Origin of the sequence: Embleya australiensis, from assembly GCF_051903075.1 — a bacterium.
GTDB lineage: Bacteria > Actinomycetota > Actinomycetes > Streptomycetales > Streptomycetaceae > Embleya.
This window is the reverse complement of record NZ_CP182422.1, coordinates 1,872,609-1,897,474: the sequence shown is the minus strand read 5'-3', so window position 1 is coordinate 1,897,474 and position 24,866 is coordinate 1,872,609. Positions and strand designations below refer to the sequence as shown.

Here is a 24,866-nt window from a genome sequence, read left to right as displayed (position 1 = left end):
CGCCCCGGTGCCGGGTGGCCCGTGCGTTCGGATCCCCGTCCCGGGAACTCCGGCCGTCCGTCCGGGCGTTGTGCACACGTGTAGGTCCCCCGCACGAGCGACACCTCCCTCGGAAGATCGTTTCGGTATTGCCGCAGGTCACGGGGGTGTCCGGAGAGCGTTCCCCTTACACGTATCCCGGTATGCCCCGAGTGATCACCATGGCCCTCCTTCTCAGGGGTAGGGCCAGCCCTACTACGCAGGTGTGTCTGCCCCCCCGGCCAAGACACCGGTCCGCAGGATGTGGGGCCCGGTCGCCCGCCAATAGCGTTTCCGTGTCGAGGAAAACCTTCGGCAGCGGAGAACATAGGAGCGGGGACCATGGCATCCAGGCGCAATTTGGCCGCCTCGATCGGTGGCTGGAGTGCACAGCATCGGAAAACGGCGGTATTCGGGTGGCTGCTGTTCGTGGTCCTCGCCGTGGTGATCGGCGGTATGAGCGGGACGGACAAGATCACCAAGGCCGAGCGCGGCGTGGGGGAGTCGGGTCGCGCGGCACGCATCATCGACGACGCGGGCATCAGTGAGCCCGCCGGCGAGATGATCCTGGTCCGCAGCGACAAGCTCGTCGCGCAGGACCCGAAGTTCCGCGCCGCCGTGGACGACGTGATCAACCGCGTCAACGCCACGCAGATCAAGGACAAGGGCCCCGCCACCCAGCACCTGCGTTCTCCATACGCCGGACAGGGCGGCATCTCCTCCGACAAGCACTCGGCGCTGATCCAGTTCGACATGGCCGGGGACAGCGAGAAGGCCGTCGACAACATCCAGCCGGTCCTGGACGCGGTGGCCGCGGCCCGCGGCGCGCACTCGGACGTGGTCATCGAGCAGTTCGGTGACGCCAGCGGCGACAAGTGGTTCAAGGACACCATCGCCAAGGACTTCACCCGCGCCGAATGGACCGCCGTCCCGCTCGCGCTCGGCATCCTGCTCGTCGCGTTCGGCGCCGTGGTCGCCGCACTGCTGCCGGTGGCCCTCGCACTCACCGCGTTCATCGCCGCGGGCGGTCTGCTCGCGCTGAGCAGCCACCTGATGCCGGTGGGCGAGAACGCGCAGTCGGTGATGCTGCTGATCGGCCTGGCCGTCGGTGTCGACTACTGCATGTTCTACCTGCGCCGGGAGCGGGAGGAGCGGGCCAAGGGCCGCGACCCCGAGACCGCGCTGCGGATCGCCGCCGCCACCTCCGGCCGGTCGGTGCTCATCTCCGGCATCACCGTGATCGTCGCGATGGCCGGCATGTTGCTCTCCGGTCTGAGCGAGTTCGAGTCGATGGCCTCCGCGACCATCCTGGTCGTGCTCACCGCGGTGCTCGGTTCGCTCACCGTGCTGCCCGCGCTGCTGTCGATGCTCGGCGACAAGGTGGACTTCGGCAAGATCCCCGGGCTGGCCAAGATGCGTCGCCCCACCGGCGGCAGCAAGGTCTGGGGCAAGATCCTGGGCGTGGTGCTCACCCGTCCCCGGGCCACCGCGGTGCTCGCCGGCGGTCTGCTGATCGCGCTGACCATCCCGGTGGTGGGCATGAAGACCGCCCAGCTGCCGCTCGACAAGGAACTGCCCACCGACCTGTCCATCGTGCAGACCTACCAGCACATCGAGAAGGCCTTCCCCGGCGGCCCGGCGCCCGCCCAGGTCGTGGTCAAGACCAAGAACCCCGACGACCCGAAGCTGGCCGCGACCTGGGACAACTTCCGCCGCGCCGCGATCGCCACCGGCAAGATGCACGAGCCGATCGAGGTCGAGCGCCAGGGCACCACCAACATCTTCAAGATCTCCGTACCGCTCGCCGGCGGCGGGCTCGACAAGACCAGCAACGACGCCCTGTCCACACTGCGGGACAAGGTCGTCCCGGAGACCCTGAACAAGGTCGACGGCATCCAGGACGCCCCGGTCACCGGCAACACCGCGGGCAACAAGGACTTCAACGACAAGCTCGGCGCGGCCCGCCTGCCGATCTTCGCCTTCGTGCTCGGCTTCGCGTTCCTGCTCATGCTGGTGTCGTTCCGCTCGATCGCCATCGCGGCCACCGCGATCGTGCTCAACCTGCTGTCGGTGGGCGCCGCGTACGGTGTGATGACGCTGGTCTTCCAGCACGGCTACGGCGACTTCCTGATCGGCACCGACGCACCGGGGGCGGTCGTCTCCTGGATCCCGATGTTCCTGTTCGTGATCCTGTTCGGCCTGTCGATGGACTACCACGTGTTCGTGGTCTCCCGGATCCGTGAGGCCTACGACAAGGGCATGAACACCAAGGACGCCGTGTCGCACGGGATCCGCACCACCGCCGGTGTGGTGACCAGCGCGGCGACGATCATGGTCGCGGTGTTCGCGGTCTTCGGCACCCTGTCGATGCAGTCGATGAAGCAGTTCGGTGTCGGCCTGGCGGTCGCGGTCCTGCTCGACGCCACGATCATCCGCGGTCTGCTGCTGCCGGCCGTGATGAGCCTGCTCGGCGACCACAACTGGTACCTGCCGCGCTGGCTGAACTGGCTGCCGCAGATGGACCACGGCGACGAGGCGGTCGACGTGCCGGCCCCGGCCGCCGAGCCGGTTCCGGCCTACGCCGGGGCGAACGGTTACCCGGCGCCCGGCTACGAGCCGGCGTACCCGGGGACCGGATACGACGAGAACGTGTCCTCCTCGCGGCGGATCCCCCGGCCGCCGACCGGCTGATCGAAGGTCGGGTCACCACCGGCACCACGCCGATGGTGACCCGACCACCCGCCACCTCCGGCGAAAGCACGGGTCGGGACCGGATACTCGGTCCCGACCCGTCGTGCGTGTCGGCGCCACCCGCCCGATTCGGCCGGCGCGGAAAACGGAAGCACCGACCCGCAGTGCACAACGGCCGATGTCTGAGAGGCTGAACCCATGGCATCCCACCGACAGCGCAATCTTGTGGTGATGAGGCACGCGAAGGCCGAGTGGCCCGACGGGCCGGACCACGAGCGACCCCTCGCCGAACGCGGCCGCAAGGACGCCGCCGAGACCGGGCACCGGCTGCTCGCCGGCGGCATCACTCCGGATCTGGTGGTGTGCTCCCCCGCGGTGCGCACCCGCGAGACCTGGCGGCTGGTCGGCAAGGTCTACGACCACAAGCCGCACACCGTCTACGACGAGCGGGTCTACGAGGCGAGCGCGCAAGCGCTCCTGTACCTCGTGCAGGAGACCCCCGACGAGGTCGACACGCTGCTGCTGATCGGGCACAACCCGGGAGTGGCCACGCTGGTCAACGCGTTGGCCGGCAGCGGTGAGGACGACACGCTCGTGCGGCTGCGGGAGAAGTACCCGACCTCGGCGGTGGCCGTACTCAGCCTGCACACCCCCTGGTCCGACCTCCAGGAACGCTCGGCCCACCTGACCAGATTCACCACCCCGGCCGGCTGAGCACCGCAACGCCGGACCGGTCCCCGGCCGGTCCGGCACCGCGTTGCCACATGTGACCCGCTCGGCCGGGTTTGGCCCATGAGCCTACGGCCGGCCCGGGCGGCGACCACGACCCGGTTCGGCATATCCAGCCCGTCCGGCGTTTGAGGACAAGCTTTTCAGCCCGTCCGGCGTTTGAGGACGGCCCACCCGGCTCGGGAAGAGCCAGGCACGCGGTCGGCCCGACCCGGCCGGCCGTACGGCGCTATGCGTCGGCTGCGTCGGCCGCCTCGATCTCGTCCCGCGTGACCCCGAGCAGGAACAACACGGTGTCCAGAAACGGCACATTGACCGCCGTGTCCGCGGCCTCCCGAACCACCGGCTTCGCGTTGAACGCCACCCCGAGCCCCGCGGCATTGAGCATGTCCAGGTCGTTCGCCCCGTCGCCGATCGCGACGGTCGCCGTCAACGGCACCCCCGCCTCCGCCGCGAAGCCGCGCAACAACCGCGCCTTGCCCGCCCGGTCGACGATCTCGCCCACCACCCGCCCGGTGAGCTTGCCGTCGACCACCTCCAAGGTGTTCGCCGCGCTGTAGTCCAGCCCCAGCTTCTCCACCAGCCCGTCGGTGACCTGGGTGAATCCGCCCGAGACGATGCCGACCTTGTAGCCGAGCCGCTTCAGCGTCCGCACCAGCGTGCGCGCCCCGCGGGTGAGGACGACCTGCTCGCGCACCCGGTCGATGGCGCTCTCGTCCAGCCCCGCCAGCAGCGCCACCCGGGCCCGCAGCGACTCGGCGAAGTCCAGTTCGCCGCGCATCGCGGCGGAGGTGACCTCGGCCACCTCGTCCAGACAGCCCGCATGCTCGGCGAGCAGTTCGATCACCTCGCCCTGGATCAGGGTCGAGTCGACGTCCATCACGATCAGCCGCTTGGCCCGGCGCCGCAGCCCGGACGGCTGGACCGCGATGTCCACTCCGCGCTCGGCGGCCTCGATGGCCAGTTCGAGCCGCAGCTTGTCGGTCTCCACGCCGGAGACCTGGAGCTCGATGGCGGTCACCGGATACTTGGCGAGTCGGAAGATCCGGTCGATGTTGGCGCCGGCGTTCGCGATCCGGTGCGCTATCCCGGCGAACGCGTCCGGCTCCAGCGGGTGGCCGAGCACGGTGACGTGCGAGCGGCCCTCGCCGCGCGGGCGGTTGTCGCCGACGCCGGACAGGATCTCCGCCTCCAGGCGCTCACCGTCCGCCCAGCGGTGTACGCCGGCCCGCAGTCGGCCCTCGTCGGTCGGCGTGGTGATCAGGACGCACAGCGTGAGCCGGCCCCGGGTGACGGTCTGCTCGACGTCGACGACCTCGACGGTGTGGCCGGCCAGGACATCGAAAAGGCTCGCCGTCACCCCCGGTCGGTCCTTGCCGAAGATCTTGACGAGAAGAGTGCGCGGCGCATTCATGATGCTTCACGGTACCGGCCGTTCGAGATCGACCGCCGCACCGGTCCACACTGCGAACAGCCGACGAATCGCCCGGCGGGCCGGATTCACCCAGGCCAGGGGCCCGACCGGGTCGGTCCCTGCGGCTCGGGCGGCGGCGGCGGGCGGTGCGTGGGGTCGGGTCTGTTCGAGTACGGCGGCGGTCCCGGCGGCGCGGGTGGCGCCGTGTGGAGGGGGCGCGGCAGGCCGGTGGCGAGCGGTGCGGCGTCCGTCCTCCGGTAGCGCACCCAGTCCGCGAGCGCGCCGCCGACGAAGCCGGCACACGCGCCCCACAGCAGCCCGAGCAGCACCGTCCACAGATAGTCGGCGTGCAGCGACACCGACGCGCCGGGGGAGACCACCCCGCCGAACACCGACACCGCGACCTTGAGCTGAAGCTGCATCAGATAGGCGATCACCAGCAGCCCGCCGGCCAGCGCCACCGCGAACCGCCACGCGTGCTGATGCGGGCGCACCGACGCGGGCGCGCGCAGCGCCATCAGGGTCCCGCCGAGCAGCAGGAGCAGCGCGGAGAACAGCGGTACGAACCACGCCCGCGAGTCCAATTCGGCCAACCGGTCGATCCGGATCGGCAGACCGTCCCCCGCGGAGGCCTTGACCAGCTTGCCCAGCGGCCCGGGCAGACCGAACGAGAAGCCGCCGCCGGTGGGGTCGGTCGTGGTCGCCTTCCACGGGATGCCCAGGCCGAGCGAGGCGAGCAGCCAGACCGCGTTGGGCAGCGCGAAGAACATGCCGCCGATCATGCGCTTCGGCGCGGGCGCGGAGGCGGCCACGAACGGCGTACCCACCACCCCCGCGACCACCGCGGCGATCAGCACCGCGAGCACCCCGCCCACCGGCGGACGCAGCACCGCCCGATGCCGCAACCACTTCACCGGCAGCGGACCGCGCACGGACACCCCGACGGCGACGGCCAGGGTGATCAGCAGCCACAACGCGCCGAACGCGAGCGTGCCGGTCACGTCGGTCTCGAACCGGGCCGCGGCGCCCAGGCTGAAGATGTTCATCAGGTCCTGCGCCTTGGCGCCGCCGACCCGGGAGACGAACTGCTCGATGGGCAGCGTGTGTTTGCCCGTCGTCGCCACCACACCGAGCGCGGCCATGGTGAACACCAGCACCCGCACGCCGTGTACGACCAGGTCCAACGCGCCGATCACCAACCGGTGTCGCAGCGGGCGCAGGAACAACCAGCCGAGCACCAGCGCGCCGATCAGGCCGATGCCGAGCAGCATGATGTCGACCTTGCCGCTGCCCTGCGCGAGCGATACGTCACCGGTCAATTGGCTGAGAATGTCGTCGCCCGTACCGCTCTTCTCGCTGCCCTTCAGGTCGACCGTGCCGCCGACCGCGAGCGCGACCACCGCCGCCACCAGCGCCGGCATCGTGCCCGAGCCCAGGTCGTCGGCGCCGAGCAGCCACAACCCGAGCCACGCGGCGGCGGCCATCGCGCCGAACGCCGCGAGCACCGCGCCGAACGCGTGCAGCCACGGCGCGACGCCGCCCCAGGACGCGGGACCGGCCGATGGTCGGGCCGGAGGCGGTGCGTTGTGCTGCTGCTGGTTCCAGGCCACGACCGCTCCTGTCACGTGCGACCCGACCGCCGGTCGAGCGGGACAAACTCGACTATCGAGCCGCCCCGAGTCACACGTCAACGGATTCCCCCGGACTCCCCCCACATGCCACCCCCACGCCCCCGCGACCGCGCCCGCGACGACACGCCGGCGACCGCGCGCTCGCGCGGCCGGGACGTGGAAGGCGAAGTTGATGTCGGAATCGGCCTTCGGAGTGGTTCACGGTGCTTCCGCACGAGAAAGCCTGCCCGTGAGGCCCCCGCGTCCCTACACTCTCGAAGGGTGGGGGACAGCTATACGCCAGAAGGACCGGCAGTGCCGCACCTGACCGTCGGCACCAGCGCCGGCGCGCCCGTGATCCTCGATCCCGGGCGCGAACACGTCGTCGGTCGCGATCCGTCCTGCGCGATCGTGCTCGACGACCGCCGGGTGAGCCGACGCCACGCGATCCTGCGAGTCGGTCCCGACGGCTGGGAGTTCGTCGACGGGAACAGCGTCAACGGCTCGTGGATGCGCGGCAATCGGGTGCACCGCGTGGTCGTCGGCCGAGGCTGCGAGGTGCTGCTCGGCGACCCGGACGACGGCGATCCGCTGCGCCTCGCGCCGGAGACGACCGCCACCGAGGTGGTGCCGCCGCGCATCGCGCGACAGGACCACGTACAGATCCCCGAACCGCCCGGCCGCGGCGAACCACCCCCGCACCGCGCCGAATCGCCGTACACCCCCGAGCCGCCGTCGATCCCCGAGCCGCCCTCCGTCCCCGAGCCGCCGCGCCGAGTCCCGGACCGGCCGAACCCGTTGGAGCGCGCGCACATCGGCGCCGGGCCCGCCGTCGACCCGCGCCCGAGCGTGGACCGGCAGCCCAGCATGGTCATCCCGCTCCCGGTCCGCACCCTGCGCATCGGCCGCGCGCTGGACAACGACCTGGTCCTCACCGACCTGATGGTCTCCCGCCACCACGCCGAGTTGCGCACCACACCCGGCGGCCGGCGCGAAATCGTCGACCTGGGCAGCCACAACGGCACGTTCCTCAACGGCCAACCGATCGAGCGGGCGCTGCTCGGCGAAGCCGACCTGGTCGGCATCGGGCACGCCACCTTCCGCCTCGACGGCCAGGAACTGCGCGAGTTCATCGACACCGGCGAGGTCTCCCTCGAGGTGCAGAACCTCACCGTCAAGGCCGGCAACCGGGTCCTGCTCGACAACGTCTCCTTCCCGCTCGCCGAGCGCAACCTGCTCGCCATCGTCGGCGGTTCCGGCGCGGGCAAGTCCACCCTGCTCGGCGCGCTCACCGGCAGCCGGCGCGCGGCCAGCGGCAAGATCCTCTACGACGGTCGCGACCTGTACGCGAACAACGCCGAACTGCGCCAGCGCATCGGCCTGGTGCCGCAGGACGACATCCTGCACGCGCAACTCACCGCGCGCACCGCGCTGCGCTACGCCGCGCAACTGCGGTTCCCCGAGGACACCAACGCGGCCGAGCGCGAGCGCCGGGTCGAGGAGGTGATCGGCGAGCTGAGCCTGGACAAGGTGCCGCGGGGCGCCGCCTCGCCGTACGCCGACACCAAGGTCAGCAGCCTCTCCGGCGGCCAGCGCAAGCGGGTCAGCGTCGCCGTCGAACTGCTCACCAAACCGTCGGTGTTGTTCCTCGACGAGCCCACCTCCGGGCTGGACGAGGGCCTGGAACGTTCGGTGATGGAGAAGCTGCGCGAACTCGCCGACGACGGCCGCACCGTCATCGTGGTCACCCACAGCACCCGCAGCCTGAACGTGTGCGACCGCGTGCTCGTGCTCGCGCCCGGCGGCCGGATCGCCTTCTTCGGCCCGCCCGACGAGGCGTTGCCGTTCTTCGGCAAGGGCGACTGGCCCGAAGTTTTCACCATGTTCGACGACGAGCCCGACCGCGACTACGAGGGCCCGTTCCGTCGCTCGGAGTTGTACGGCAAGTACATAGAGGTCGGCCGGGACCGCGCGCACGCCGAACAGGGCGAGCGGGCGCAGACGAAGCCGCCCAAACCGCAGGGCTGGTTCTCCCAACTGGGCACGCTGTCCCGGCGCTACCTCGCGGTGATCGCCTCCGACCGCAAATACCTGGCGCTGCTGGCCATAGCGCCGCTGTTCCTGGGCATGTTGTGCCGGGTCATCCCGGGCAAACTGGTCAGTCCGCCGGGGTCGCCGCCGGGGTCGAACCAGGAGGCGACCACCAAACTGCTCGTGCTGTTCGTGATCAGCGGCCTGATGGGCACCGCGACGGCGGTCAACGAGTTGATCAAGGAACGCGCGATCTACCGTCGCGAGCGCAGCGCCGGCCTCTCGGTCTCCGCCTACCTCGGCTCGAAGATCCTGGTGCTCGGCATGATCTCGGCGATCCAGGGCGCGGTACTCACCGCCGTCGCGCTGGTCGGCGTGAAGCTGCCCGCCAAGGGCGTCGTGATCGGCCCGGCGATCGTCGAGATCGGCATCGCGGTGGTGTTGTCGGCGATCGCGGCGATGGCGGTGGGGCTGGTGGTCTCCGCGTCGATCGGCAGCGCCGAGTTGGCGATGCCACTGCTCGTGGTGATCGCGATCGTGCAGGTGGTGCTGTGCGGCGGCCTGTTCCCGCTCAACGGCAAGGCCGGCATCGAGCAGATCTCCTGGCTGGCCCCGGCCCGCTGGGCCTTCGCCGCGTCGGGCAGCACGATAGACCTCGCCACCCAACTGCCGCTCAAACCGGGGGAGTCCCCGGACCCGCTGTGGAAGCACGAGCCGGCCGTCTGGTACCGCAACGTCGGCATCCTGACCGGCCAGATCGCGATATACGGGACGATCGCGCTGCTCATGCTGCGCCGGCTCGACCCGAAGACGCGGCGGCGGCGCGGCAAGTAGCGCGCTCCGGCCGCGCACTGACGCGGGGCGGGTGCCGCCCAGCGAGCGGCCCGGGGCCTCAGGCCCGGTCCGGCTCCAGTGCCGCGCTGTACGCGGCCACCATCGCCCGTCGGCAGGCCCGCTCCAGCGGGGCCAACGCGAGCAGCCGCGCGGATATCTCCGCCGCGCTGACCGCCCCGCCGTCCTCGCCGCTCGCCACCCGGATCACGGTGTGGATCCGGCGCGCCTGGTCCAGCACCCGCCCGGCCCGACCGGGGTGGCCCGGCGCGATCCGGGTGTCCGAATCCTTGCGGTACAGCCCGGCGAGCGCGCGCTGCGCGGCCGGTCCGCTGCCGGCCACGTCCAGCCGGGCCAGGTCCTCGATCGTGTCCCGCATCGCCTCGGCCAACTCGCGTTCGGCCTCGGCCAGGAACGGGCCGGGCGCGGGCCGGTCGGCCACCTCGAACATGGTCCAGGCCACCCGTACCGTCGCGTCGTCGGCCGTGCCGTGCCGGGTCACCGAGGGCACCAGACCGTAGGCCACACCCGGCGCGCCGACGGTGATCGCCGCCTCGCCCGCGTCGAGCGCGAGGTCGTTGAAGGCGGGCGGCCCGGGCAGCGCGAGCGGATCGCCGGCCACCGGCAGCGCCAGCCGCAGACCGCGCACCCCCGACGCGCGCAACCGCCCCAGCGCGAGCGACAGACCGACCGCCCCGGACTCGCCGGGCACGCCCGTCACCCGATGCGGCTCGTCCGTACCGACGATCTCGGTCACCGCGTCGTCCGGCGGAACGTGCCCGGCCAGCAGGGCGTTGCCCCATGCGACGAGAAGTCCGGAGCGCGGTTCGGCATGCATGCGGACAAGCGTAAGGGTGCTCACACGGGTGCTCGCAATGCTCCCGGACACGACCGGAGGTGGTTCGGTGTCATAGGTTTCTCCCGGACCGGGTGCAACAACGCGGGACCACGGAGCGAGGCGGTGATCCCACACAAGGGGATGCCGTCCGGCGGCGTAGCGCACGATGGGGAGCTGGCAGGGATGAGCGACGTTCTCGAACTGGTTGACGTATCGGTGGTGCGCGACGGTCGCCCTCTGGTGGACCAGGTGACCTGGTCGGTCGCGGAAGGCGAGCGCTGGATCGTCGTCGGACCCAACGGCGCGGGCAAGACCACGCTGCTGCAACTGGCGTCCACCTATCTGTTCCCCACCTCCGGCACGGTCGCAGTCCTGGGCGAGAAGCTGGGCTCGGTGGACGTGTTCGAGCTGCGTCCGCGCGTGGGCATGGCGTCCGCCGCGCTGACCGACAAGCTGCCGCGGCGCGAGCGGGTGCTGGACATCGTGCTGACCGCCGCCTACGGGATGACCGCCAAGTGGCACGAGCGCTACGACGCCGAGGACGAGCAGCGCGCCCGGCGGCTGCTCGACCAGCTCGGCATGGCCGAATACGTGGACCGCACGTTCGGCACGCTGTCCGAGGGCGAGCGCAAGCGGGTACAGATCGCCCGCGCGCTGATGACCGACCCCGAACTGCTGCTGCTCGACGAGCCGGCCGCCGGGCTCGACCTGGGTGGTCGCGAGGACCTGGTGCGCCGGCTCGGCGCGTTGGCGGCCGACCCGTACGCGCCCTCGATGATCCTCGTGAGCCACCACGTCGAGGAGATCCCGCCGGGCTTCACCCACATCCTGATGATCCGTCAGGGGCAGGTGCTCGCGGCCGGTCCGATCGCCGAGACGCTGAACTCGCGCAACCTGTCGCACTGTTTCGGTCTGCCGCTGATCGTCGAGCAGCAGTACGGGCGCTGGTCGGCGCGCGGGCTGCCGATGCCGGAGGCCCCGGAGGCGCGCTGACCCGGCGCGGGGCGGTCGTCCGCGGGGCGGCGGTCGTTCGTACGGCGGGGGCGTCGGGCGTTCGTCCGCGCCGGTCATTGGTCCGAGAACACTCTCCTGATCCGTGCGCCCACGATCTACGATGAAGTCGTGGACGCATGGATGTGGTGGCTCATCGCGGTCGGGGCGTTCGGCATCTTCGGGGTGCTCACCTCCTTCGTGGAGATGGGCATGCTCGCGGTGGCCGCGCTCGCGGCCACGATCGCGGCGGGAGCCGGTGGCAACTTCCTGGTCCAGTTGGTCGTGTTCGCGGTCGTCGCGATCGTGCTGCTCGCTTTCGTGCGACCGGTCGTGGTCCGGCACAACAACACGCCCGGGACCCGGACCGGGATCGACGCGCTCAAGGGCGCAAGCGCCGTGGTGCTGGAGCGGGTGGACGAGCACGGCGGCCGGATCAAGCTCAACGGCGAGGTCTGGTCGGCCCGCACGCTGGACAGCACGGCCGTGTTCGAGCCCGGTGCCCAGGTGGACGTCGCGGACATCGTGGGCGCCACCGCCGTGGTGATGTGACGATCGGATCGGTTGCGCCGACCGTGTTGACGTCCCACGCCGGCCCGCGAACCCCTAGGCTCGAACCAGCCTCGAAATTCGCAGGCAGCCGCAGGCACGCAGGACCTCGGGAGAGATCGTGAAGGCCACCGCCGTCATCGTTCTGGTCGTACTCGTACTGCTGGTGGTCGTCGCCCTGGTCAAGACGGTCAAGGTGATCCCCCAGGCGAGCGCGGCCATCGTGGAGCGTTTCGGGCGCTACACCCGCACTCTGCACGCCGGACTCAACATCCTCGTGCCGTTCATCGACCGGATCCGGCAGATGATCGACCTGCGCGAACAGGTCGTCCCGTTCCCGCCGCAACCGGTGATCACCGAGGACAACCTCGTCGTCCAGATCGACACCGTCATCTACTTCCAGGTCACCGACCCGCGCGCGGCCACCTACGAGATCGCCAACTACATCCAGGCGATCGAGCAGCTGACCATCACCACGCTGCGCAACATCATCGGTGGCATGGACCTCGAACAGACGCTCACCTCGCGTGAGGAGATCAACGCGGGCCTGCGCGGCGTGCTCGACGAGGCGACCGGACGCTGGGGCATCCGGGTCAACCGGGTCGAGCTCAAGGCGATCGAGCCGCCGCCCTCCATCCAGGATTCGATGGAGAAGCAGATGCGCGCCGAGCGGGACAAGCGCGCGGCGATCCTGACCGCCGAGGGACACCAGCGCTCGCAGGTGCTCACCGCCGAGGGTGACAAGGAAGCCGCCGTGCTGCGCGCCGAGGGTGAGCGGCAGGCCGCGGTGATCCGGGCCGAGGGTGAGGCGCGCGCGATCGAGACCGTCTTCGAGGCGATCCACGCGGGCGAGGTCGACAACAAGCTGCTGGCCTACCAATACCTCCAGATGTTGCCGAAGATCGCCGAGGGCAGCTCGAACAAGTTGTGGATCCTGCCCAGCGAGGTCACCCGCGCGCTGGAGGGCATCGGCGACGCGGTCGGCAACCTGTCGCCGAACGGATCCGGCCCGGCGCACCGCGTGCCGCAGTTGGCGCCGGAGGAGGAGCCGGCCTGGCCCGGCACGGCCGCACCCCCCGCCGGCCCGCCGGCCGCGGGCGGCCCGGCCGCCGGCCCGCCCGGGTCGGTGCGCAAGCAGCCGGCCGGGAACGGCGCCTCGTCGGCGCCGCGCCCGCCCGCCGAGCCGCCGACCGTCCCGGCCCCGCCGATCGACCCGCCGCGTCGTGGCGGCGCGCCCGCCGGCGACGTGGAGCCGCCGCACATCGAGCGTGGCCACCGCCCACCGCGCTGAGGCCACACCGCCTGCTGCGATGATCGTCGCGTCACGGCCACGGGGGACCGGCACAGTCCTCCCGGCGCCACGGTCATCGCGGCGAAGCGGGTGGGCACGATGGGCATGAGCTGGTGGGAAGCGCTGGCGATCTTCGCCGCGGGCATCGCGGCCGGCGGGATCAACGCCGTGGTCGGATCCGGCACCCTGATCACCTTCCCCGTGCTGCTCGGCTTCGGCTACTCGCCGGTGACCGCGAACGTGTCGAACACCATCGGCCTGGTCCCCGGCTCGATCAGTGGCGCCATCGGCTACCGCCGCGAACTCGCCGGCCAACGCCCGCGCCTGCTCCGCCTGGGCCTGGCCTCCCTGCTGGGCGGCATCACCGGCGCGATACTGCTGCTCACGCTGCCGGCGGGGGCGTTCAAGGCGATCGTCCCGGTCCTGATCGTGATCGCCCTGGTGCTCGTGGTCCTGCAACCCCGCCTGGCCCGGAGCCTGGCCGCGCGCCGTGCCGGCAACGGCACACCCGAGGAGGGGCCGCGGCACGGCGGTGCGCTGCTGTGGGTGGCCGTCTTCGGCACCGGCGTCTACGGCGGCTACTTCGGCGCCGCCCAGGGGGTGCTGCTGCTCGCCCTGTTCGGCGTGTTCATCGCCGAGAACCTCCAGCGGATGAACGCGGTCAAGAACGTACTCGCCGCCGTCGTCAACGGCGTCGCGGCCATCCTGTTCATGATCGTCGCCGACGTCGCGTGGTGGGTGGTGCTGCTGATCGCCCTGGGGTCGGTGATCGGCGGCCAGATCGGCGCGAAGGTCGGCCGCAAGCTGCCGCCGACGGTCCTGCGGGCGGTGATCGTGGTGGTCGGCTCGATCGCGGTGATCCGGCTGCTGCTGTAGGGGTCGGCCGGGCGTGCCGCGTGTGGGTTCCTTCGGTGTGCTCTCTTGTGGTTACTCGGGAACTGTCGGAGAGTGAACACCGACCTGGAAGAGCGCACTCTTCGGCGACTGGGGAACCGGATGGGGACCAAGCGGCAACTCGCGGGCCTGCCCGAGGACGCGGACCTGCGGCGCGCGGACTCCCTGGCGCGGGAGATCTTCTCCGACGTCGCCAACAAGTGGGCCCTGCTGATCATCGAGGCGCTGGGCGAGCGCACGCTGCGCTTCAGTGAGCTGCGCACGGAGGTCGAGGGCATCAGCCACAAGATGCTCACCCAGAACCTGCGCATGCTGGAACGCAACGGGCTGCTCGACCGGAAGGTGTATCCGACCGTGCCGCCGCGCGTCGAGTACACCCTCACCGAGCCGGGCCGCGGCCTTCGCGCCACGGTCGAGGCGATGTGCGGCTGGACGCACCGGAACCTGAGCCACATCGAGAGCGCACGCGGCCGCTTCGACGCGTGAGGGTTACGGCCCCGCCGGACGGCCCCGGGCCGGCGCGTGTGTGGGCGAAGGGCCGTGAAACGATGCGCGGATGCCCGCGACCGCACATCCGACCCACACCGCCCTCGGCCTGGCCCTGGGCGTTGTCCTCGACTCCGCGTTCGGTGATCCGCGGCGCGGCCATCCCGTGGCCGGCTTCGGGATCCTGGCCGGGCGCGCGGAGCGGGCCATGCACGGCGACAGTCGGGCGCGCGGCGTCGCGTACAGCGCCCTGTGCGTCGGGGCGACCACCGCGCTTGCGCTGGGGGTGCGTCGAGCCGTCGCGGGCCGCCCCGCGGCCACCGTCCTGGCCACCGCCGGCTGCACCTGGGCCGTACTCGGCGGTACCACCCTGCGCCGCGAGGCCCGGGCGATCGCCGCGCCGCTGGTGGCCGGGGACCTGCCCGCCGCCAGGGACGCGCTGCCGCGCCTGGTGGGGCGCGACCCGAGCCGGCTGGACGACAAGGGCATCGCTCGGGCCGTGGTCGAGTCGGTGGCGGAGAACACGTCCGACGCGGTGGTGGCGCCGTTGTTCTGGGGCGCGGTCGCGGGCATCCCCGGGCTGCTCGGCTACCGCGCGATCAACACCCTGGACGCGATGGTCGGTCACCACACTCCGCGCCACGAGAACTTCGGCTGGGCCTCGGCCCGGCTGGACGACGTCGCCAATTGGCCGGCCGCGCGACTCACCGGGCTGCTCACCGTCGCGGCGGCCCCCGTGGTCGGCGGCGATCGGGGCCGGGCGTGGGCGGTGTTGCGGCGGGACGGCGGCAGTCACCCCAGCCCCAACGCGGGCCGCTGCGAGGCGTCCGCCGCCGGCGCGCTGGATGTCACGCTCGGCGGCCGGAACGTCTATGCCGGCCGTACCGAGGATCGGCCGCGGCTCGGTGACGGGCCGCCCCCCGCCCCCGCCGACATAGCGCGCGCCAACCGCCTCTCGGCGATGGTCGGCCTGGCCGCCGCCGCGCTTGCCGTGGGTGCGCCGGCCGCCCGCGCCGCCATCGCCGCCCGTGCGGCGCGCCGCACCGGCAAGGCGGTTCGATGAGCGCGCGGGTTCGTGAGCGGATGGCAACCGGGCGTCGTGGACGCCGTGTTCGGGAGGAGGAGCGGTGAACGGTGCGCTTTTGGTGGCCGGGACCACCTCCGATGCCGGGAAGAGCGTCGTGGTGGCCGGGCTGTGCCGGCGGTTGGCCCGCGAGGGGGTCAAGGTCGCGCCGTTCAAGGCGCAGAACATGTCGCTCAACTCGATGGTCACCGCCGACGGGGCGGAGATCGGCCGCGCCCAGGCGATGCAGGCGGCGGCGGCGCGGATCGAGCCGGAGGCGGTGATGAATCCGGTACTGCTCAAACCCGGTGGCATGATGAGCAGTCAGGTGGTGCTCCTCGGCAAGCCGATCGCCGAGGTCGGGGCGCTGAACTACCGTGATCTGAAGCCGCGTCTGTTCGAGGCGGTACTGGACTCGCTGGCCGACCTGCGGGCGCGCTACGACGTCGTGGTGTGCGAGGGCGCGGGCAGCCCCACCGAGATCAACCTGCGCGATCGCGACATCACCAACATGGGGCTGGCCCGGGCCGCCGGGTTGCCCGTGCTCGTGGTCGGCGACATCGATCGCGGCGGGATCTTCGCGTCCTTCTTCGGCACCCTCGCCCTGCTCTCCCGCGCAGACCAGGAACTGGTCTGCGGGTTCGTGATCAACAAGTTTCGCGGCGACGCGCGCCTGCTGGATCCGGCGCTGACCCGGATGCGCGAACTCACCGGACGTCCGGTCATGGGCGTGCTGCCCTTCCTCGGCGGCCTGTGGCTGGACGTCGAGGACTCGCTCGCCCTGGACGCCGACCGGGGTACGGCCGAACCGCCGCTCGGCGCGGACGTCCTGCGCGTCGCGGTGGTGCGCCTGCCCCGGATCAGCAACTTCACCGACATCGACGCGCTGTCCGTCGAGCCCGGCGTGGTGGTGCGCTTCGTGAGTACGCCCGGCGAGATCGCCGACGCCGACCTGGTGGTGCTGCCCGGCACCCGGGCGACCGTCGCCGACCTCGGTTGGCTGCGCGAACGCGGCCTCGACACCGCGCTGGCCCGGCGGGCCGCCGAGGGGCGGCCGATCCTGGGCATCTGCGGCGGCTACCAGATGCTCGGGCGCGAGATCGACGACGACGTGGAGAGCCGCGCGGGGACGGTGCCGGGCCTGGGCCTGCTGCCGGTCCGGGTACGTTTCGCCGCCGACAAGACCCTGGCCCGACCGCGTGGTTACGCCGACGGGTCGCCGGTGACCGCGTACGAGATCCACCACGGCGTGGTCGACGTCGAGGCCGGCGAGCCGCTGTTCACCGACGCCGACGGCGGCGCCCTGGACGGCTGCCGAGTCGGCGCGATCACCGGCACCTTGTGGCACGGCGCCCTGGAGAACGACGACTTCCGCCGTACGTTCCTGTCCCGAACCGCCGCGTCCTGCGGCCGCCGCTTCACCGTCTCCCCGAACACCTCCTTCGAAGCCGCCCGCCAATCCCGCCTCGACGCCCTGGGCGACCTGATCGCCGACCACCTCGACAACGCCGCGGTCGACCACCTGATCACCCGAGGCCCCACCCCGGGGCTGCCGTTCGTTCCCCCGGGGGCCTGAGCGCGCGGCATCCGCCGACCGTGGGGAAATACCCCGGACGGGACTTCGGTCGATCGTCGATGATGGGTTCGGGGGTCGGCGGAGAGGTCGGGGGGTCGTGATGCGGGTTTTGTTGGCCGGGGACACACACGGGAACACCGGGCACGTGCGTCGTGTGCTCGATGTCGCCGCCGAACTCGACGTGGACGCGGTGTTCCAGCTCGGCGACTTCGGCTACTGGGAGCACGAGCCGTCCGGCGTCCGGTATCTGGACGCGGTCAATCGTTCGGCCCGCTCGCGGGGCGTCGACGTGTACTTCCTGGACGGAAACCACGACAAGTCCTCGCTGCTGATGGAGTCCTACGGCGACGACCGGGACGAGCAGGGGTTCGTGATCGTGCGGCCCCGGGTGCGCTACGCGCCGCGCGGGCACCGGTGGTCCTGGCGGGGGACGAACTTCCTCGCCTTCGGTGGCGCGTTGTCGCTGGATCGGGAGCGGCGGTTGGCCGAGGAGCGGCGGCGGTACGAGAAGGCGCTGCGCAAGGAGGGCTCTCGGGTCGGCGCGGGTCGCCCGCCCGCCGAGGTGCCGACCTACGCCGGCAGCCTGTGGTTCCCGGAGGAGGAGGGTACGGACGCCGACGTGGACACGATCCTGACCGACCCCTCGCCGGTGGACGTCCTGCTCACCCACGACAAACCGCTGCGGGCCGCACCCGAGTTCAACCGCAAGGGCGAACCGCGCTGCCTGCCGAACCAGGCCCGGATCCAGCGCCTGGTGGACGCCTACCGGCCCGCCGTCGCCGCGCACGGCCACCTGCACTTCCGCTACACGGAGGAACTGGCCCACCCCGACGGCTCGGTGACGCGCGTCGAGGGTCTGGCCGCCGACCCGATGGCGTCCTACGACGTCCCCGGCTACCGGGTCGCCGATTCGTGGCTGCTCCTCGACCCGGCCGCGTCGACCTCGGCGGCCGACGCCGATCCCGGCGCGGTGGAGGCGGCCACCGGCTCCTGACGAGCCGCCGGCGCGAAGCGTATTCGCCTCGACGAAGCGGGGGAGGGTGGATAGCCTCGGCGCGCACACACGATCGAATCACCGAGCCGAATCGAGCCGGTCCGACGCGGGCCGATGCGGGCGGCCTCCGGACGGGTGATGCACGAGAGGGACCACGTGTCCGACACCCCCACCGCCGACGCGCCCACCGAGGCCGCGCCCCGGCGTCGCCGCACCCCGCTCCTGGTGGTCGGCGGAATCGTTACGGCAGCCCTCGTGGTCGGCGCCCTGACGATCGGCGGCGCCTTCGACGGCGACGGCGACTCCACCGCCCCGACCGCGCGGGAACGCCCCGCCGAGGGCACCCCGCCGCCGGCGACCTCCGGAACCCCGGAACCGCCCTCCACCGTCACCCGCATCACCCACGCCGACGTCAAGGCCCTCACCGACGCCCGCACCAGGGCGCTGCGGGACGGCGACGCGATCGCGTTCGTAACCGGAATCGACCCGGCCAACGCGGAACTCATGGCCGCACAGCACCGGTTGTTGGCGAACCTGCGGCTGTTCCCGTTCGCCAGAGCCGAGTTCCTGCCGCCGACGGGTCTGGACGCGGTGCGGGCGGAGGACGCGGGCGCGTACTCGTACGACATGGTGATCGTGTTCTCCCACCAACTCGACGGAATCGACAGCGAGCCGGTCGCCGAGACCTACACCTGGACGCTGAGCCGGGCCTCGATCGATGCACCCGTACAGATCACCAAGATCGTCGGAAGCAACCCGACGTCGGCTCCGACCCGGCCGGTCACATATCCGGCCGCGTGGGACGGCGACGAACTCGCCGTGGTCGAACGCGAACACATCCTGCTCGCCGTCGCCGCGACGGACCGGGACCGGGCCGCGGCGTGGGCCGATCGCGCCGAACTCGCCGCGAAGCGCAACGCCGAGGCGTGGCACGGGCCGGCGATCACCCCTCGGCGCTTCGCGGTCTTCGTACCGACGAAGCGGGAGACGGTCCGCCGGGTGCTCGGCGACAAGGCGGGCTTGTGCGAACTCGTCACGCCCGCCCGGCCCGGCGGCGGAAGTTTGCCGCCCGTCGGCGCCAGGGTCACCTTCGACGGCACCGATACCGCGTTCGTGTCCTCGACAAACCCGGACACGGGGATCGGCCTTCTCCGCCGGGAACTGGCCGAGGCCATGGTGGGGCAGTTCGCGCAATCGTCGTTGATCGGCGGCGGCGGCCGTTCCCGCTGGGTCTCCGAGGGCTTCGCCTACTACCTCGCCGGCGACAACAGCTACCGGGACGCGGCCCGGGCCGAGCTGCGGGCCGGGCGGTTCAACGGCAAACTCCCCCTCGACACCGACCTGTTGCCGATGATGAAGGGTGATCAGGGCGCCGGAGCGGGCTTCCACGTCAGCATGCTGACGATCCGTTACCTCGCCGAGAAGTACGGTGCGGCCAAGGCGGACGAGTTCGTGGTCGCGATGTACGCGAATCCCGCCTCGCTCGACGCGGCGATCAAGGCGGCGAGCGGGCTGGAGCGTGATGCGTTCGAGGCCGGATGGGCAGACTACGTACGGGCCGAGATCGGCGGTTGACCCGCGGCGGCTACCGCGCGTGACCGTACCCGGGCCCCACTGCCGAGGCTGTCCGGGGACGTGGATAACCTCGGCGAACACATGATCGGATCGCCGATTCGGGGCCGGGGGCGGAATCACCGGACCGGCGGTCCAGGGGAGGACTGGCATGTCCGACATGCCCAACACCGCCGACGGCGTGACACACCCGCCGAGCGGCACCACGACAGCAGACTACGAACAGCCGTGCACGGGGTGGGACATGGGCACGAACGAGGACGCACGGGAAAACACGGACGGCCCGACGGAGGAAAACCCACCCATACCCCCCCACGCACCGGCGCCCGCATCCACGGGCACACCGGCGACCGCACCGGTGCCCGCGCCCGTCGCGGAGGCAACCATCGGGCGGACGCCCGAAAACGCGGCTCCGGCACCCGACAGCGCGGCCGGTACGCCTCCGGTACCCGTGACTTCGCCCGACCCGGATCCGATCACGACCACCTCCGCACCCGCAGGCGCACCCGCACACGCCGGCGAGTCCGTAGCCGCGCCGGCGACCGCGCCCGCGGGCGTGCTTGCGCCCATATCCGCCGACGGACCCGCGCCCGCGACCGTCGAGGAGATAGCCGGGCGGCCGGCCGAAGACGCGGTGCCGGTGCCCGATGACGCGGAGGGTTCGCGCTCGGCGCCCGTCACCTCGGTCGAGCCGGCCCCGCAGGCGACCGCGCCGGCACCCGCCGGCGGCGTTGCGATATCCGCCGGCCCCCCGTCCCTCGACCCCGACGCCGTCACCGGCAACAACTCGGGAGCGATACCGCCCACCCCCGAGGCGCCCCCCTTCCCGGCGCCCTTCGGGCCCTACGGGCCGCTCCCCTTCGTTCCCGCCCCCGACCAGCAGCGGCGCAACGCTCGCCGGCACCTGCTGGCCGCCGCCGGGGGAGTGCTCGCGATCCTCGCCCTGCTCGGCTCTCTCGCCGTCGGCGGCGTGTTCGACCCCACCACCACCCCGACCGCCGCGTCGTCGGCCGAGGACGAGACCGTCGGCGGCTCGGCCAAGGCCGGGGACAAGCCCCAGGTCACCCGGATCGCCGCCGCGGACCTGGCCGGCCTGGCCGACAGCCGTACCCAGGCCCTGAAGTCGGGGAACGTGGACGGCTTCGTCGCCGGAATCGACCCGGCCGCCCCCGAACTCGCCACCGCCCAGCGCCGGTTGTTCGCGAACCTGCGGCTGTTCCCGTTCACCAGCGTCGAGTTCCGGCCGTCCACCGCGACCGTCGAGCCCGCGAACGACGCCGGCCCGCTCACCCGCGACGTGAACGTCGTCTTCGCCCACCAGATCACCGGTGTCGACAGCGAGCCGATCGCCGAGCGCTACACCTGGACCGTCTCGCGCGCGTCCGTCGGCGCCCCGCTGCTGATCACCAAGATCGTCGGCGGCTCGACCCGCGGCGGCGGCAACGCCTTCCCCGCCCCCTGGGACGAGGACGAACTCGCGGTGATCGAACGCCCGCACGTCCTGCTCGCCGTCCCGGCCAAGAACAAGACCAAGGCCGCCGCCTGGGCCGACCGGGCCGAGAGCGCGCTGAAGAAGAACCTGGCGGTGTGGAAGGGCCCGGCGATCACGCCGCAGCGCTACGTCATCTACGTCACGCCCGACCACGAGACCTTCATCCGCGCACTGTCCGGCAACGACCTGCCCAACGTCACCGGCGTGTGCCGCACCATGCCGCCCGCGCGCCCCACGATGGGCCGCGACCAACCGATGGCCGGCAGCCGAATCACCCTCGACGGCTCGGACGAGATGTTCGCCAAGAACGACGGCGAGCAGCAGACGCACCTGATCCGGCACGAACTCGGTCACGCGATGGTCGCCGAGTTCGAGCGCGGCGGCGAGGGCCCGCCGCTGTGGGTCTCGGAGGGCTTCGCCGAATACCTCGCCTGGACCGACCTCTCGCTGTCCGAATGGTTCCAGCCGACCGCGCGCGAGCAGGTCCGCGCGGGCAAGTTCACCGGCAAACTGCCCACCGACGCCGACGTCAACTCGCCCGACGCCAAGACCTCGACGGTCAGCTACCACTACAGCATGCTGACGATCCGCTACATGGCGGAGAAGTACGGCGTCGCCAAGGCCGACGACTTCGTCGTCGCGGTGTACAAGGACCCGTCCCCGGCCGCGATCGACGCCGCGCTCAAGGAGGCCACCGGCCTGGACCGGGACACCTTCGAGAGCAACTGGGCCAAGTACGTCAAGGCCAAGGTGGGCAACTGACGTGCACCCCCAGGACTTCCCGGAGCCCCAGGACGCCCAGGCCCCCCAGGCGCCCCACGACCCGTACGGCCCGCACGGCCCGTGGCCGAACGCCGTCGAACCCCGCCGCTCCCGACCGTGGGCGATCTGCGTCGCCCTGCTCGGCGCGCTGCTCTCCCTGGCCTTCCTGATCGGCACGACGGCGGTCGCCGGCCGCCCCGCGGGCCTGGACAGCGCCGACCGCCTGCTCGACGCCGAAGACCCGACCCACGCCCCGCCCCCGGCGCGCCCCGCGGGGGCCGACTCCGCGCGCGGCCCCGGCCCCGGCGCCCCGACGGAGGAGGGCACCTGGCCCTCGGACCGGATCGACACCCGCGTGTTCTTCCGCGTCCAGGCACTCGCCGACACCCGCACGGCCGCCTTCGAACAAGGCGACGAGGCGGCCTTCCTCGCCCCCGTCGACCAGCAGGACCGGGCCCTCGTCGACGGCCAGCGGCGGCTCTTCGGCAACCTGCGCAAGATCCCGTTCGACGCCGCCCGCTGGGTCGCCCGCGGCGGCGACAAGAAGGTGGTCACCGCCGACGGCTCCGCCCCGAGCCGGGCCGGTACCCCCGCCGCCTGGCCGGTGACGATCAGCCTGAACGTGGTCTTCGAGCACACGATCACCGGCGTCGACGTGGCCCGCGTCCCGGAGACCTACACCTGGAAGGTCCGCTGCGCCGACCCCACCGACCGCTGCACGCTGATCGGCCTGGACGGCGCCGCCGACGCGGACGCCAAAGGCGGATTCGCCGGCTACCCGGCCGCCTGGGACCTGTGGGACCTCCAGGTCGAACGCCGCCCACACGTCGTGGTGATGGGCCCGAAGCAGAACGCGAGCTCGCTGCGCCGGAACGCGGACCTGGCCGAGCAGGCCGCCGTGTACACGCTCGGCGCCTGGAAGGGCGGCGCCGGCACCTCGCCCGGCTTCGCCCTCGTCCTGACCTCGTCCCGAACCTCCTTCGGCAAGCTGTACAGCAGCAGCGAGATCCGCGACTGGGCGGCGGGATACGCGCTGTCCATGCCCGGCACCGACCGATTCGTCGGCGGGGTCCGCATGGTCGTGGACGACGAACAACTCGCCGGCGACGCGACGTTCGCGCCGATCCTGCTGCGGCACGAGATGACCCACGCCCTGATCGCCCCGCTGGCCCGGCCGGGCGTCGCCGGCACCATGCCCACCTGGCTGGCCGAGGGCTTCGCCGACTGGCAGGCCGAGGCCGACCGGCCGCTCGCGCGCGAGATCACCATGAACATCCGCACGATGATCGACCGGGGCCGATTCACCGGCGCGCCGCCCGCCGACGAGGACTTCGACACCGCCGACGAGGACCGGGTCGAGAACGCCTACAACCTGGCCCACCTGATGGTGCGATACCTGGCCCGGACGTACGGCGCGGAGCGCGTCTGCGCCTTCTTCACCGACGCCCTGACCGGCCGCCACGCCGACATCGACGAGACACTGACCGCGAGCTTCGGCCTGTCCCCGGACCGCCTGCGCGCCGACTGGGCGGCCTGGGTCCGCAAAACGGTCTGACGCGCCGCGGCGCGGGCCGGGCCCGAACGCCGGAAGCCGTCGGGGGCCAACCCCCGACGGCTTCCGCACACTCGTCCCGACCCGCGCGCCCGATCAGGCCCCCATCGCCAGCGCCGGCGGCCGGACCGGCTCGGCCAGCCACTGCGCGCCCTCGACGCTCGCCACGCCGAACGCGAGCACCAGGGCCCGGGTCGCCGACGGCTCGTACGGCTGGAACAACAGCCGCATCCCCGCCTCCGCCGGCGTCCGCGCCGCCTTGCGCTGGTTGTCGCTCCCGCACGCGGCGACGGTATTCAGCCACGAGTCGGCCCCACCGCGAGAACGCGGCAGCACGTGGTCCACCGTGGTCGCGCGCCCACCGCAGTACGCGCAGCGCCGGTTGTCCCGAAGCAACACACCCCGGCGCGACCACGCGGCCTGTTGTCGGAACGGCACCCGGACGAACTTGAGCAACCTGATCACCCGGGGCAGCGGGATCTCCACGGTCGCGGCCCGTACCACCCGGCCGGGATCGACATGCTCGACGACCGCCTTCTCCTGCAACACCAACACGAGCGCGCGCTTGAACGACACCGTCGCCAGCGGCTGATACGTCGCGTTCAGCACCAACGTCTCCCGCATGCGACCTCCCCTCACCTGGTCGACGAGGGGACGAGCGAGCACATTCGAACGCGCACCGAACCGACCGGGCGCGATCACGCGCTCAGCTTTGGGGCGGTGCTGCGACGCTCATGCGCACCCTTCGACTCGACGAACCGTCAGTACGGACAACTCGACCACTGTGCCGTTCGGGCGATCATCGGGACAACGCAATTACCGGACGAGATTCCGCTTTCGCGCGGTCGGACGCGGCTCAGCGGGCGTACGTGGACACCAGCACGGCGCGCGCGAGGGTGTGCGCGAACAGGTTGAAGCCCACGAACGCCGGCGTCGCCGTCTCGTCCACGCCCAACTCGGCCACATCCAGCGCGTGCACCGTGAAGACGTACCGGTGCGGATAGTGGCCCTCCGGCGGCGCCGCGCCCACGAAGCCCGGACCACCGGTGTCGTTGCGCACGTGGAACGCGCCGGCCGGCAGCGACTTGCCGTCGCTCGCGCCCGCGCCGCTCGCCAGTTCGGTCACCGTCGCCGGGACGTCGACCACGACCCAGTGCCAGAACCCGCTGTGGGTGGGCGCGTCCGGATCGAAGCAGGTCACGGCGAAGCTCTTGGTGCCCGCCGGGAAGCCGGACCAGGACAACTGCGGCGAGAGGTCTTCGCCGCCCGCGCCCATGACGCCGCTGACCTGTGCGGTCGGCAGGACCCCGCCGTCCGTCAGATCCGCACTCGTGAGCGTGAAGGTGGGCTTCGCGGGCAGGTACTCGTACGGCAGCGGGGGCTTGGTGGACTCGGACACGCGAGACTCCGAAATCGTGGACACCGGCGCCCGGCCGGCTGCCGAACGCCTCGTTCGGACGAGCCTATTCTCACCGTCCGCGAA

General features: G+C 71.8%; 18 protein-coding genes and 1 pseudogene. 14 read left to right on the top strand and 5 right to left on the bottom strand.

Features of this window, described 5'->3' with window-relative positions; all coding sequences use genetic code 11:
* Window positions 1-360: 360 nt before the first annotated feature.
* Window positions 361-2,709: an MMPL family transporter gene (locus tag ACMXN5_RS07780; protein WP_439674638.1), complete on the top strand. Its 2,349-nt coding sequence runs from the start codon at window positions 361-363 to the stop codon at window positions 2,707-2,709.
* Window positions 2,710-2,907: 198 nt separating this feature from the next.
* The gene (locus ACMXN5_RS07775) at window positions 2,908-3,423 is read left to right on the top strand and encodes a SixA phosphatase family protein (protein ID WP_078977748.1); all 516 of its coding nucleotides are present in this window, start codon (window positions 2,908-2,910) and stop codon (window positions 3,421-3,423) included.
* Between the two features lie 244 nt (window positions 3,424-3,667).
* Here ACMXN5_RS07775 and serB read toward each other — a convergent pair whose 3' ends face one another.
* Both serB and ACMXN5_RS07765 read right to left on the bottom strand, forming a co-directional pair.
* Window positions 3,668-4,852 (bottom strand): phosphoserine phosphatase SerB, encoded by a 1,185-nt coding sequence (serB, locus tag ACMXN5_RS07770; RefSeq protein ID WP_439674637.1) that lies wholly within the window; start codon window positions 4,850-4,852, stop codon window positions 3,668-3,670.
* 86 nt (window positions 4,853-4,938) lie between these two features.
* The gene (locus tag ACMXN5_RS07765) at window positions 4,939-6,462 is read right to left on the bottom strand and encodes a streptophobe family protein (RefSeq protein WP_439674636.1); all 1,524 of its coding nucleotides are present in this window, start codon (window positions 6,460-6,462) and stop codon (window positions 4,939-4,941) included.
* 315 nt (window positions 6,463-6,777) lie between these two features.
* Here ACMXN5_RS07765 and ACMXN5_RS07760 point away from each other — a divergent pair, with 315 nt between their 5' ends.
* On the top strand, window positions 6,778-9,327 hold the full coding sequence (locus tag ACMXN5_RS07760) for an FHA domain-containing protein (protein WP_439674635.1): 2,550 nt from the start codon (window positions 6,778-6,780) through the stop codon (window positions 9,325-9,327).
* A gap of 58 nt (window positions 9,328-9,385) precedes the next feature.
* Here ACMXN5_RS07760 and ACMXN5_RS07755 read toward each other — a convergent pair whose 3' ends face one another.
* On the bottom strand, window positions 9,386-10,162 hold the full coding sequence (locus ACMXN5_RS07755) for a hypothetical protein (RefSeq protein WP_395788730.1): 777 nt from the start codon (window positions 10,160-10,162) through the stop codon (window positions 9,386-9,388).
* A gap of 183 nt (window positions 10,163-10,345) precedes the next feature.
* On the opposite strand from ACMXN5_RS07755, the gene ACMXN5_RS07750 reads away from it, so the two are divergent.
* The 11 genes and pseudogenes from ACMXN5_RS07750 (at window position 10,346) to ACMXN5_RS07700 (ending at window position 23,386) form a co-directional block, all read left to right on the top strand.
* Window positions 10,346-11,155 carry an ABC transporter ATP-binding protein gene (locus ACMXN5_RS07750; protein WP_439674634.1) on the top strand — a complete coding sequence of 270 codons (810 nt, stop codon included), beginning with the start codon at window positions 10,346-10,348 and terminating at the stop codon, window positions 11,153-11,155.
* A 141-nt stretch (window positions 11,156-11,296) separates the two neighbouring features.
* On the top strand, window positions 11,297-11,704 hold the full coding sequence (locus ACMXN5_RS07745) for an NfeD family protein (RefSeq protein WP_439677969.1): 408 nt from the start codon (window positions 11,297-11,299) through the stop codon (window positions 11,702-11,704).
* A gap of 118 nt (window positions 11,705-11,822) precedes the next feature.
* Window positions 11,823-12,749: pseudogene (locus ACMXN5_RS07740) on the top strand (SPFH domain-containing protein); the annotation flags it as partial.
* Window positions 12,750-13,097: 348 nt separating this feature from the next.
* Window positions 13,098-13,868 carry a sulfite exporter TauE/SafE family protein gene (locus ACMXN5_RS07735; protein ID WP_395788726.1) on the top strand — a complete coding sequence of 257 codons (771 nt, stop codon included), beginning with the start codon at window positions 13,098-13,100 and terminating at the stop codon, window positions 13,866-13,868.
* 120 nt (window positions 13,869-13,988) lie between these two features.
* Complete coding sequence (locus tag ACMXN5_RS07730) at window positions 13,989-14,372, top strand: winged helix-turn-helix transcriptional regulator (RefSeq protein WP_439677968.1); 384 nt, start codon at window positions 13,989-13,991, stop codon at window positions 14,370-14,372.
* Between the two features lie 70 nt (window positions 14,373-14,442).
* Window positions 14,443-15,435 carry a cobalamin biosynthesis protein gene (locus tag ACMXN5_RS07725; RefSeq protein WP_439674633.1) on the top strand — a complete coding sequence of 331 codons (993 nt, stop codon included), beginning with the start codon at window positions 14,443-14,445 and terminating at the stop codon, window positions 15,433-15,435.
* A 64-nt stretch (window positions 15,436-15,499) separates the two neighbouring features.
* On the top strand, window positions 15,500-17,011 hold the full coding sequence (locus ACMXN5_RS07720; protein ID WP_439674632.1) for a cobyric acid synthase: 1,512 nt from the start codon (window positions 15,500-15,502) through the stop codon (window positions 17,009-17,011).
* Window positions 17,012-17,111: 100 nt separating this feature from the next.
* Window positions 17,112-18,005, top strand: coding sequence for a metallophosphoesterase family protein (locus ACMXN5_RS07715; protein ID WP_439674631.1), 894 nt, complete (start codon window positions 17,112-17,114; stop codon window positions 18,003-18,005).
* A gap of 138 nt (window positions 18,006-18,143) precedes the next feature.
* Window positions 18,144-19,580 carry a hypothetical protein gene (locus ACMXN5_RS07710; protein WP_439674630.1) on the top strand — a complete coding sequence of 479 codons (1,437 nt, stop codon included), beginning with the start codon at window positions 18,144-18,146 and terminating at the stop codon, window positions 19,578-19,580.
* 448 nt (window positions 19,581-20,028) lie between these two features.
* On the top strand, window positions 20,029-21,831 hold the full coding sequence (locus ACMXN5_RS07705) for a hypothetical protein (RefSeq protein WP_439674629.1): 1,803 nt from the start codon (window positions 20,029-20,031) through the stop codon (window positions 21,829-21,831).
* A gap of 1 nt (window position 21,832) precedes the next feature.
* Window positions 21,833-23,386, top strand: a complete 1,554-nt coding sequence (locus tag ACMXN5_RS07700) for a peptidase MA family metallohydrolase (RefSeq protein ID WP_439674628.1) — start codon at window positions 21,833-21,835, stop codon at window positions 23,384-23,386.
* A 93-nt stretch (window positions 23,387-23,479) separates the two neighbouring features.
* Here ACMXN5_RS07700 and ACMXN5_RS07695 read toward each other — a convergent pair whose 3' ends face one another.
* Both ACMXN5_RS07695 and ACMXN5_RS07690 read right to left on the bottom strand, forming a co-directional pair.
* Window positions 23,480-24,007, bottom strand: a complete 528-nt coding sequence (locus ACMXN5_RS07695; protein ID WP_126641390.1) for an HNH endonuclease — start codon at window positions 24,005-24,007, stop codon at window positions 23,480-23,482.
* A 232-nt stretch (window positions 24,008-24,239) separates the two neighbouring features.
* Window positions 24,240-24,782, bottom strand: coding sequence for a YbhB/YbcL family Raf kinase inhibitor-like protein (locus tag ACMXN5_RS07690; RefSeq protein WP_439674627.1), 543 nt, complete (start codon window positions 24,780-24,782; stop codon window positions 24,240-24,242).
* Window positions 24,783-24,866: the final 84 nt, after the last annotated feature.